General features: G+C 65.4%; 8 protein-coding genes. 5 read left to right on the plus strand and 3 right to left on the minus strand.

Features of this window, described 5'->3' with window-relative positions; genetic code table 11:
• Positions 1 to 605 precede the first annotated feature (605 nt).
• The gene (locus AB0I53_RS48400; RefSeq protein WP_358617689.1) at positions 606 to 836 is read left to right on the plus strand and encodes a diguanylate cyclase; all 231 of its coding nucleotides are present in this window, start codon (positions 606 to 608) and stop codon (positions 834 to 836) included.
• A gap of 117 nt (positions 837 to 953) precedes the next feature.
• Positions 954 to 3293, plus strand: a complete 2340-nt coding sequence (locus tag AB0I53_RS48405) for a LuxR C-terminal-related transcriptional regulator (protein WP_358617674.1) — start codon at positions 954 to 956, stop codon at positions 3291 to 3293.
• A 251-nt stretch (positions 3294 to 3544) separates the two neighbouring features.
• Here AB0I53_RS48405 and AB0I53_RS48410 read toward each other — a convergent pair whose 3' ends face one another.
• Both AB0I53_RS48410 and AB0I53_RS48415 read right to left on the minus strand, forming a co-directional pair.
• Positions 3545 to 5281, minus strand: a complete 1737-nt coding sequence (locus tag AB0I53_RS48410; RefSeq protein ID WP_358617692.1) for an FAD-dependent oxidoreductase — start codon at positions 5279 to 5281, stop codon at positions 3545 to 3547.
• Between the two features lie 109 nt (positions 5282 to 5390).
• Entirely contained in the window at positions 5391 to 6899 is a 1509-nt protein-coding gene (locus AB0I53_RS48415; RefSeq protein WP_358617676.1) for an MFS transporter, read from the minus strand.
• Between the two features lie 3 nt (positions 6900 to 6902).
• Here AB0I53_RS48415 and AB0I53_RS48420 point away from each other — a divergent pair, with 3 nt between their 5' ends.
• Both AB0I53_RS48420 and AB0I53_RS48425 read left to right on the plus strand, forming a co-directional pair.
• Positions 6903 to 7763: a TIM barrel protein gene (locus AB0I53_RS48420; protein WP_358617679.1), complete on the plus strand. Its 861-nt coding sequence runs from the start codon at positions 6903 to 6905 to the stop codon at positions 7761 to 7763.
• Between the two features lie 26 nt (positions 7764 to 7789).
• Positions 7790 to 8560 carry an SDR family NAD(P)-dependent oxidoreductase gene (locus tag AB0I53_RS48425; protein ID WP_358617681.1) on the plus strand — a complete coding sequence of 257 codons (771 nt, stop codon included), beginning with the start codon at positions 7790 to 7792 and terminating at the stop codon, positions 8558 to 8560.
• Here AB0I53_RS48425 and AB0I53_RS48430 read toward each other — a convergent pair whose 3' ends face one another.
• Positions 8561 to 9565 (minus strand): LacI family DNA-binding transcriptional regulator, encoded by a 1005-nt coding sequence (locus tag AB0I53_RS48430; protein ID WP_358617684.1) that lies wholly within the window; start codon positions 9563 to 9565, stop codon positions 8561 to 8563. It lies immediately after the preceding gene.
• A 354-nt stretch (positions 9566 to 9919) separates the two neighbouring features.
• On the opposite strand from AB0I53_RS48430, the gene AB0I53_RS48435 reads away from it, so the two are divergent.
• Entirely contained in the window at positions 9920 to 10636 is a 717-nt protein-coding gene (locus AB0I53_RS48435; RefSeq protein ID WP_358617686.1) for an alpha/beta fold hydrolase, read from the plus strand.
• The last annotated feature ends 120 nt before the right edge of the window (positions 10637 to 10756 follow it).

A 10756-nucleotide genomic window follows, 5' to 3' on the forward strand; every position in this document is an offset into this window, starting at 1 on the left:
CGACCTGCTCCGCAAACGCATCCTGCTCAGCGACTGAGCCCCGGGCCAGATTCACGGAAACCGTGCCAGAGCCAGTATTCACGTGCCGTCGACACAAATGCGGGCAGAGTAGACGATCGCTACGACCACCGTCACGATCGCCAGCTCGCCGACACCTCGCCGCAGAAGACGCCGCGGAAGACAACGAGAACCTGTCCCCCCACGAACGCCTCACCTGCCGCTTTCATCGCTGATGGACACACACGTGCATTGGATCGCCATTGCACGTCATCGTCGTCACCGGGCATCGCTGGTGCCGCTCGTGCGAGGCCGTGGCGATTGTCGCGGTGGACGAACTGCCCGGATCCGTTTCTGTGACCTGCTCCCGTTGCCAACGACCCCCCAAGACTCCCGCAACGAGACAGATCATCCGAACTTGCCGTGCCAGCCTGGCCATCGTGCTGGAGCAGCGAAGCGCACGCCAGAGCGCCAAGGAAGCCGCAGCTTGAGGCGGCGGAGAACGGCAGGTGATCAAGTCATTCTCGCTGCTGCAGGCGCGCTCTGGACGCCGCCCACCCCGGCGATACGGTAGCCCGCATAGGCGGTGATGAATCTTCCGTGATCACATCGTCCAACAATTGAAGATCGACGTTGAAATCGATCAATGGCGGACGACAGTCCACGCGAGCGTTGGCCTGGCCACCACCGCAGACCTCACCACCCGACCGGACGTGCTCCTCCACAACGCCGACCAGAACATGTACCAGCACAAGCAGACCATGCGCACCACTGACAACGTTCCTCACCACTGCGCACACTGTCGTTGCTCCGACTCGTATACCCGCAGGCTCGAATAGACCTGCCCGGAACCGCATGGGTGCTCGTTCGGACCTCCGGTGACGAGGGTGTAAGGAGCGCAACCGGCGAACCGTTCTAGGATAGATGGTGCGGTTCCGGATAATGAGCGGTGACCAATGGCGCAGGGTGTCCGCCAGCAAGCCAGCGGTCTCCCCCACGAACTGACGAGCTTTGTGGGGCGCCGCCAGGCGATGGCGGACGTGAAACGGGCGCTCTCCGACTCACGGCTCGTGACCCTGACGGGATTCGGTGGCATGGGGAAGTCGCGACTGGCGCTACACGTGGCGCACGCGTTGCGTCGAGCCTTCACCGACGGAGCACACCTGGTGGAGCTCGCAGACGTTCAGGACCCCTCGCTGGTACCGCACGCCGTGATAGGCGCACTCGGTCTCCAGGACCGGTCGATGCGGGACCTGGACACCGTACTTACGGAGTATCTGGTCGACAGGCACTTGTTGCTCGTGTTGGACAACTGCGAGCACCTGCTGGGCTCATGCGGTCACCTGATCACCACACTGCTATCCGCCGCCCCACGTTTGCGAGTGCTTGCGACGAGCCGAGAGCCCATCGGGATTAGGGGGGAGCAGATCTTGCCAGTGCCACCCCTTTCGCTACCCACCGCGGACGACTCGAAAGCCACGGACGAGACCCCACCCCGGAACCACGCGGCATTGAGGTTGTTCGAGGACCGGGCCGCGGCTGTGTCAACGGGATTTTCCCTGACCGAAGACAACGAGATTGCCGTGGCCAGGTTGTGCCAGCGGTTGGACGGCGTGCCGCTGGCCATCGAGCTCGCAGCAGTACGCGTGCGCGTGCTGTCAGTCGAGGAAATCCTCGACCGCCTGGAGAGCCGCTTCCAGCTCCTCACCAGCAGGCACCTTGCGGATGCCCCGCGGCACCAAAGCCTGCGGGCCGCCGTCGACTGGAGCTTCGATCTGTGCACGCACCAGGAGCGGCAGCTGTGGGCACGGTGCTCGGTGTTCGCCGGCGACTTCGACCTCGACGCCGCTGAACACATCTGCGCCGACGACGGGTTGACCACCGATGACGTGTTCACAGGCATCGCCGGGCTGATCGACAAGTCGATCCTCGCTTCCGTCGGGCAGCACCCGCGGAGCCGATACCGGATGCTGGAGACCATCCGCCAGTACGGCCAGGAGCAACTCTCCGCGGCAGGTGAGGAATCCTCTCTACGCCGCCGACACCGCGACTACTACCTAGTTCTGGCTGAACAGTCCGACGGCGGCTCCGCTGGTCCCTCACAAGCCGACTGGGTCAAACGCCTGCGCATCGAACGCCCCAACTTCTGGGCTGCGTTGGAATACTGCCTGACCACTTCCGGCGAGGCGCGGACGGCACTGCGGATGACAGCCGCGCTGTGGTTCCTGTGGTTGGGGTTCGGCTTCACCAGGGAAGGCCGCCGCTGGCTGGATCGGGCACTGGACGCAGACACCGGACCGAGCACCGAGCGGGCCCGGGCACTGTGGATCGACGGTTGGCTCGCCCACCTCCACGGGGACCGCACCGGCTCGCTGTCCCTACTCAACGAAAGCCGCGCCCTCGCCCAACAGTTGGGCAATGAGACCGAGTTGACCTATGCGCTCCAGTTTCTCGGCGACACCGAGATGTGGGACCACAACCTCTCCCGGGCAGGCCCGCTGCTGGACCAGGCCCTGACCCGCCACCGCGCTTCCGCCCACTGGACCGCCCCTGCACTGATCGTCTTCGCCTTGCAGGCACAAAGGGCAGGCCTGCACGGAGACGTCGATCGGGCCATGGAGTTCTTGCACGAGTGCGAGTCGGTCTGCGCCCAGCTCGGAGAGCGCTGGGCGCTGTCATGGACGGAGTGGAACGTCGGGGTCTCTTGGTGGGCGGCGGGCAATGCCACCGAGACAGCGCTACACGTGTCGGCATCACTTCGAGCCAAGCAGGATCTTGAGGACACGCTCGGCATCGCATGCTGCGTCGAGTTGCTGACCTGGGTGGCAGCCATTCAGGGGAATACCGAACGTGCAGCCGTGCTGTTTGGCGCGCTCGGAAGACTGTGGGCCGTGATCGGCACTCCGCTGTTCGGCGCCGAGACTCTGCTGTCCTGGCGCGCACAGGCGCAGGAACAGGTCCGCGAACGACTCGGCGACACAGCATTCGAAGCCGCCGGCCAGAAAGGCGCACTGATGGACCAGGAGGAGACGATCTCCTATGCCCTGGGCGAGACGACGACCCCCGCGCTGACCCATAAAGCACGGCAGGTTCCCTTGGCCGAGTCACCGCTGACGAAGCGGGAACGCGAAGTCGCCAGTCTCATCGCGTCCGGCAAGTCGAACAAGGAGATCGCTGCCAATCTGGTCATTGCCCGACGCACGGCGGAAACCCACGTCGAGCACATTCTCGTCAAGCTCGGATTCACCTCCCGCATGCAAATCGCAACCTGGGTCACCGACCACACGCAAAAATGACGCTCAGAAGGCCCAGCCGCCAACAAGGAACAGCGCCGCGGGAGTCCAGGACGCTGCGACGAGCGGCGTCTGATCGCCCTCCTGCGCCGGAAGCCACCTTCATACAGGTCCAGGGGGAAGGTTCCCCAGTCGATAACCTCGAAAAGGGTTGCAGCCACGGATCCGTAATCGGCATCAGCGTGGCGGGGCGGGCGGAGTGTTCAGCCGGTGACGAGCGCACCGGCTGAAACTCCTCCGGGTCGCGGGAGAATCTAGTCTCCAACTCGATTGAGGCGGGATTCTCGCCCCGTCGAAGCCACCAGATCCCTGCCGGCGATCCAGCCGAAGACCATGGCCGGTCCGAGATTGATACCGCCGGCCGGATAGTGCCCGCCCATGACGCTCGCCTGATCGCAACCCACCGCGTAGAGGCCAGCAATGGCCTCGTCGTCATCGTCCAGCACTCGTGCCTGGGCGTCGGTGGCCAAGCCCGCGAAAGTCCCGAAACTGCCCGGCACGACCCGGACTGCGTAGAACGGACCCTTCTCGATCGGCGCCAGCGACGGATTCGGGAAGCCAGTGGAAGGGTCTCCGCCGTATCGGTTGAACGGGGTGGAGCCGCGTCCAAACTCCGGATCGCGTCCTTCCCGTGCGTGCTCATTGAAGTGGGCAACCGTGGCCTGAAGACCTTCCGAGTCGATTCCGCACGCGTAGGCGAGTTCGGCCAGGGTCCGACCACGCTTGAGGTAGCCGTTGCGCAAGTAGGGCAACAGCGGAACCGGGCGGGGTTTGGCCATGCCAAACGGGTAGCGGCGCACGAAACGCTCGTCCGCGATCTGCCACGCCTCAGGCGGGTCGCCGTCCGAGCTCGCGGCGATCATGGCCGTGACGTAGTCGTGGTAGCCGTTCGCCTCGTTGACGAAGCGTCGACCGTTGCGCAGGACGCCGATACTGCCGGGCTTGGCGCGGTCCATGATGTGGGGAAACACCCCCGTTCGGCCCGAGCGGTAGGGCACCAACGAAACCGGGCACCATGCCGCGGGCGACGCCAGATCAGTGCGAAGACGCCCGCCCGCTGCCTGGCCAAGGTCGATTCCTGCCCCATCGGCGGCGATAGGGGCAAGCGAGTTGTGATCCGGCCCGGTTGGGAAATGAGCACGGCGCCGTTCACGGTCGTGAGGAAACCCGCCCGCGGCGAGCACGACCCCTCGCTCCGCGTGCAGGCGTTCCTTCCCGAAGGGCGTGGTGACCTCGACCCCGATCACCCGGTCCTCGTCATCGCGCACGATGTTGGTCACAGTGCTGGAGGTGCGGATGGTGACGCCGAAGTCCAGCGCCGCGCGCAGCAGGCGACCGACCAGTGCGGTGCCGTTCACCAACTGCTGCCCGCGTCGGTAGAAGGCGAGGTCGGCAACGTGTCGCGTGACGCGCCGGACCGCGTGTGCCAGGCCGCGGGCGTCACCGCGCGCTGCGGCCAGGAACCCGGCGAGATCCGGGCCGGCCATGATCCCAAGTCCAAGAAACGAGGTCTCGTACAGCTGACGCCGGAGCAACCGCGCGACCTCCGGCCCGAGCTCACGCAGGTTTACTGGCGCCGGAGCGAGCGAGCGGTGACCCGTCCCGGCTCCGGGAAGGTCGCCGTAGATGTCGCAGATCTTGGCACCGGGTGTGAAGGCGAGTGCGGTGTTCTCGTGGAAGAAGCGTGCCATCTGGGGGGCGGAGTCGAGGAATGCGTCGACACGTTCCGCGTCGAAGTCGTCCCCCAGGACGGCGGCGAGGTAGGCGCGGAAGGCCGCCGGGTCCTCGTCGACGCCATCCGCCCGGGCGAGGTGGTTGCCAGGTACCCACATCCAGCCTCCCGACCACGCTGTGGCGCCACCGCACACGTCGGCACGTTCCAGCACCGTAACGCGTAGTCCGCCCTGCGCAGCCGTCACTGCGGCGGACAGTCCTCCGGCTCCGGAGCCGACGATGATGACGTCGGTGGTGGCGGGTGCGCTCGTCGGCATGGTCACGGTTGCGGTTCTCCAGACTTACCAGATGTGGCAGGAAATCGTGATTGCTGTCGGTGGTCGTTGTGCGCCACCGGTCGGCCCGACTCAGACGACTCGTCGGTGGTCACGCCTTGGAGCTCCCACCTGCGGATGTGGTCCAACGGTGGGACCACAGAGCAGCGAGAACGGAGACGATGCAGAGCCCGGTCACGAGGCCGGCCACGGGGTACCAGCCGAGATTGAAAGCGAGCAGCGCCGTCGCGGTCAGAGGGATGAAGCCGCCGACGGCCCCGGCGAGCGCGTAGGCAAAGCCCGCTCCGCTGTACCGGATCCGGGCGTCGAACAAGTCCGTGAACCACGTCTGCTGCACGCACGCGGAGATGTTGTGACCGAGGTTGATGAGAGCCACGAAGGACAAGGTCAGGCCGAGGAGCGAGCCGTTCTCCAGGAACACGAACAGGGGGAACACTGCGACGGTGGCGAGAATCGGTCCGGCGATGTAGAAGGGCCGACGCCCGTAGCGGTCCGCGAGCGTGCTCCACAGGCTCAGTGACGGAATGGCCAGGATCATCGCGACCATCGAGGCTGTGAGGACGTTCGCGGGCGAGTTGTCGGTGAAGTTCGAGGTGTAGGCCAGTGCGAAGGTGAAGCCGATGTAGAAGGTGCTCTGGTCGACCATCCGCATTCCGATGACGGCCAGGATCTGCTTGGGGCTGGTCCGCAGCGCAACCGCCAGTGGGGCGCGGGCCTTGTGTTGTTCCCGAGCGATCTCCTTGAACTTCGCCGATTCAGGGACACCGGACCGGACCCAGAACGCCACGAGGGCGAACGCGATGCTGACCAGGAAGGGGATCCGCCAGCCCCAGGCCATGAACTGCTCTTCGGTCGTGAGACCGCGAGCGAGGCTGAAGGCAGCCGTGCCGAGCAGAAGGCCGATGAACGAGCCGGTCTGAACGCCGGATGCGAAGAAGTTGCGCTTCCGCCGGGGTGCGTTCTCAACTGCCATGAGGGCCGCCCCACCCCACTCCCCGCCGACTGCGATTCCCTGAATCGCACGCAACAGGACCAGCAGTACCGGAGCGGCGAGACCGATCGCCGCGTACGGGGGCAACAAACCGATTCCGGTGCTGGCCAGCCCCATCATCAGCACGGTGATGGCCAGCATCTTCTTCCGCCCGACCTTGTCGCCGAAGTGCCCGAAGACCGCGCCCCCGATCGGCCGGAACACGAAGGCCACCGCGAAGGACCCCATTGAGGCCAGAAGGCCGGCCAAAGGATTTGCCGATGGGAAGTACAGCGGTCCGAACACGACCGCTGCAGCGGTGCCGTACAGGAAGAAGTCGTACCAATCGACGATCGCGCCGACCGTGCTGGCCATGGCGCTGCGCTTGGATCCCGAACCGCCGGTACCAGGGCGCATCGGGGTCGAGGCGTCGTGTTGACCGGACTCTCCGGTATCTGGGGCGAGGCCTGAAGGGTGCGTCGTCATGAGCTGTTCGCCTTGACCTTCCTGATGTGCGCCGTTGCCTCGGAGCAGGTCGAATGTTTGAATGACTACGTAGTCATTCGGATGTGCAGGACGGTACGAGCCGTCTACGGGCCCGTCAATACCCGAACCCACAGGAGCGTTCATTTCATGAGTAAGCCACTGGGCGTGGCGCACCTGTCAGCCCTCGACCTAGCCCCACCAGACCTGGTCCGGCACGCGGCCGACGCCGGCTTCGCCTCCGTCGGCGTCCGGGTCTTTCCCGCCACCCCAGGAGAGCAGCGCTACCCGATGACCCCCGGGTCCCCGATGTCCCGGCAGACGATACGCGCGATGGCCGAGACAGGCGTGACCGTGCTGGACGTCGAGGCGTTCACCCTCGACGGAACCCGAGGACGCGAGCAGTGGCTGCCCGCCCTCGATGCAGGTGCAGCACTGGGCGCCACCGTGCTCAACGTGATCGGAGGCGACGCCGACCAACACCGCTTGAGGGAAACGCTCACCGAACTCGTCGCCGATGGCCGCGACCACGGGATCCAGCCCAGCCTCGAACCCATCGCGTATCAACCGATCAACACCGTCGCGGCCGCCTGCGCACTCTCACGCGAGACGGGCTGCGGCATCATGCTCGACGTACTGCACTTCGTGCGCGCAGGCGGCCGAGTCGAAGACCTTCAGGCCGTGCCGGCCGATGCGCTCCGCGTCATCCAGCTCTGCGACGGCCCCGAAACGCCTCCCCCACTACCCGTTCCGCAGCGAATGCCGTTGGGACAGACGGTCAGTACCGACCGACTTCCACTCGAATCACGCTCACGACGACAGAGCCCCGGCGAAGGCAGCTTCCCGCTCCGGAGCATCCTCGAGACCTTCCCGGCAACACCGGTCAGCATCGAGGTGCCCGATGTTGCCGGCTGCGCTGAATTCGGACACGCCCAGCACTTCGAACGGCTCCACCGGGCATACGTGTCCCGTTTCGACCACATCGACACTGCGATGAAGGGAACCTCGTGACCAGTACCGCAAATCGTAGTGACGGGGTGCAGTCCCGATCTCTCACCGCGAGCCCCGAGACGTTCTGGCCCGGCAGGTTCGACGGCCAGGTCCTCCTCGTAACAGGGGCCGCGGGGGGACTCGGTTCGAACACAGCCGAGCGCTTGATGCGCGAGGGCGCGACGGTCATCTGCACCGACGTCGCCGCCAGCGGGCGCGGCGACGGGTCCGCCCCCGAGCACAGCCTCGCCCTCGACGTCACCAAGCGTGACGACTGGGATCGCATAACCGCCGAGGTGCTGCACCAGCACGGCCACATCGACGGGGCGCTATTCGCCCATGGCGTCCAGGGTCCCGAGACGACAGTGGCCGACATGCCGGTCGCGGGCTGGTCGCGGGTGCTGGACATCAATCTCGATGGATGTCTGCACGGACTTGCCGCGTTGCTTCCCAGGCTGCAAGACCAGGGCTACGGACGGATCGCCATCCTGTCTTCGATCGCGGCCCGCGAGGGCAATCCGCACCAGGCGGCCTATTCTGCGTCGAAGGCCGGATTGATCGCCCTGGTCAAGACCGCCGCGAAGGAGGTCGCGCAATTTGGCGTCACGGTCAACTGCATCGCCCCGTCGATGATGAAGACCCGACTGCTCGATGACCTCAGCGCCGAGCGCAACGCGGCTCTGCTCGCAAAGGTGCCGATGGGTCGGGTCGGACTGCCCGAGGAGTTCTCCGCGCTCGCGGCCTGGCTACTCTCCCCGGAGGCCAGCTACATGACCGGCCAAACCCTCGACCTCAGCGGTGGCCGCAACACCGCCTGATCAGCGCGCTGGACGGGCTACCGTCGCTCGCTCCCGGAGCGTGACCGGGAACACACGAGTGGTCGGTTGGTGGGTACCGGAGCTCTCGATCCGGCTCACCAACCGATCCACAGCCTCGCACGACATCTCACGAATCGGCTGATGCACCGTGGTCAGCCGCACGAATGACCAACGCGACGGTTCGGAGTCGTCGAAACCAACGACAGAGAGATCCTCGGGAACGCGGAGACCAAGCTGGTGCGCCGCGTCCAGCACCGCGAAGGCGAACGAGTCCGCGACGCAGAACAGGGCTGTCGGAACCTCAGGCTCCCGAAGAATCTCGCACGCCGCACGAACAGCCTCAGCATGACCAAACGACGTCCGCTTGATCCATTCCTCGCGTACAGGCATCCCTCGTCGGCGCAGGGCCTCCCGCACCCCGTCCTCACGGTCGCGACCGTTGGAACGGTCTCGAGGCGTGGACAGCACCCCGATCCGCTCGTGGCCCCATTCGACAAGGTGAGAGACAACGAGCTCACCCGCGGCACGGTCGTCGGAAAGGACGACGTCCGTGGTCACACTTGAGTCGTCACGGCTGAGCAGGACCACCGGCACACCACGCTCCGTCGCGAGGCGCACCGCCGCGGAATTGTCACGAGCAGACACGAAAAGCATGCCGTCCACGGTTGCGCTGGTGAGAACATCCGTAGCGTTCTCAAATCCAGGCTCATCGGGGTCCCGGATAAGGATCATCCGGTAGCCGCACTCGTCCAGACGGCCTTGCAGGCTCTCCACGATGACCGGGTAGATCGGGCTCGACAGGTCAGCGACGACCACACCGACAGCACGGGAACGTCGGGTCACGAGTGTGCGTGCGGCCGAGTGCGGCACGTAACCCAGCTCGCGAGCCGCCGCGAGAACTCGGTCGCGGGTCTTCGGAGTGACCGAGGCGTCGCCACGCAGAGCACGCGAAACCGTCGTCTGTGACAATCCGACGTGCCGCGCCACGTCGTTGCTCGTCACCATGGCTCCGAACTTACCAAACCGTGTGGCCCCTCAAACACCGGAACAGACGCCTCTAGATTTAGATCTATCGCGTTCTGGCCCTGGTAGCCGCGGCGTCCTTGCACCGACGAAGGCCCGCCGACCTATCCTTGGGCCGCGTGTTCGACAGACCGAGATCGGATCGAACTGAACAGGGAGCTCGCTCCAGCACTCCGCAGACGGCGAGGTCAGCTGGTGCCTCGTCAGTAAATGTTGATGTCGTAATCGTGTGGGTTTGACCTCTCTGGTGGTGGGCTTTAAGGCTGCCTGCTGTCGGAACGCCACGACGATAAAGCCAGCGGTGGTCCTGGAATCGTCGATGTGCAGAATTGGTTCATGGATTCGCTCACGCCTGCGCTCTTGCTTGTCCATAGTCCGCTTGTAGGTCCGTTGACCTGGGAGTTGACGGCGACGCAGCTGCGGCACGAGGGGCAGCGCGTCGTCGTGCCATCGCTGACGGCTGTCGTCGACGACCATCCGCCGTACTATCGCAGCCTCGCTGAGGCGGCCGCCCGAGCTCTCGACACGGACGGAAGTCATGGCCCCGTGGTGTTGGTCGGCCATAGCGGCGCTGGTGCACTGCTGCCCGCCATCGCTGAAGTAGTCGGAGACGACGCGCGCGGAGCTGTCTTCGTGGACGCGTTGCTTCCGCATCCAGGTAGCAGCTGGTTCGACACCGCCCCCACTCAACTGCGCGAGCAGTTGGCCGGTCTGACCCGTGCTGGACGGCTTCCCCCATGGAACGAGTGGTTTCCATCCGATGTGTTCGACACGTTGGTGCCCGATGCAGGTCTGCGAGAACGGTTCATCGCCGAGCTTCCGCCGGTGCCAGTGGCCTACTTTGAAGAACCAGCGCCGAATGCGCCCGGTTGGTCTGCCACCCGCTGTGCCTACGTGTGCCTGAGTGAGGCATACACCGGAGCGGCGGAAGAGGCCGAACGTCGAGGCTGGTGGGTGCATCGCGAGAACGCAGACCACTTGGCGCTGATCACTCAGCCTGCCCACATTGCCGGCGTGATCGCTCGGGCCGTCGCCGCTGTCGCTGACGTGTGAGTGCGCTGAGCTGCCTCGGCGTTGCCTAAAGCCTGTCCCGTAATGATCAAATGTTGGTGGCAGGCAAGGGAAACGCAGCCCGTGTGGTGGCGGTGGCGTTCAGTGGGTCATGGCGAGGTT

Origin of the sequence: Saccharopolyspora sp. NPDC050389 (genome assembly GCF_040655595.1) — a bacterium.
GTDB lineage: Bacteria > Actinomycetota > Actinomycetes > Mycobacteriales > Pseudonocardiaceae > Saccharopolyspora.

Bases quoted from the DNA above. Each gene is read 5' to 3' on its own strand.
- AB0I53_RS48420 (WP_358617679.1), top strand. From the start codon at position 6,903: ATGAGTAAGCCACTGGGCGTGGCGCACCTGTCAGCCCTCGACCTAGCC.
- AB0I53_RS48405 (WP_358617674.1), top strand. From the start codon at position 954: ATGGCGCAGGGTGTCCGCCAGCAAGCCAGCGGTCTCCCCCACGAACTG.
- AB0I53_RS48435 (WP_358617686.1), top strand. From the start codon at position 9,920: ATGGATTCGCTCACGCCTGCGCTCTTGCTTGTCCATAGTCCGCTTGTA.
- AB0I53_RS48430 (WP_358617684.1), bottom strand. From the start codon at position 9,565: ATGGTGACGAGCAACGACGTGGCGCGGCACGTCGGATTGTCACAGACG.
- AB0I53_RS48415 (WP_358617676.1), bottom strand. From the start codon at position 6,899: ATGAACGCTCCTGTGGGTTCGGGTATTGACGGGCCCGTAGACGGCTCG.
- AB0I53_RS48410 (WP_358617692.1), bottom strand. From the start codon at position 5,281: ATGCCGACGAGCGCACCCGCCACCACCGACGTCATCATCGTCGGCTCC.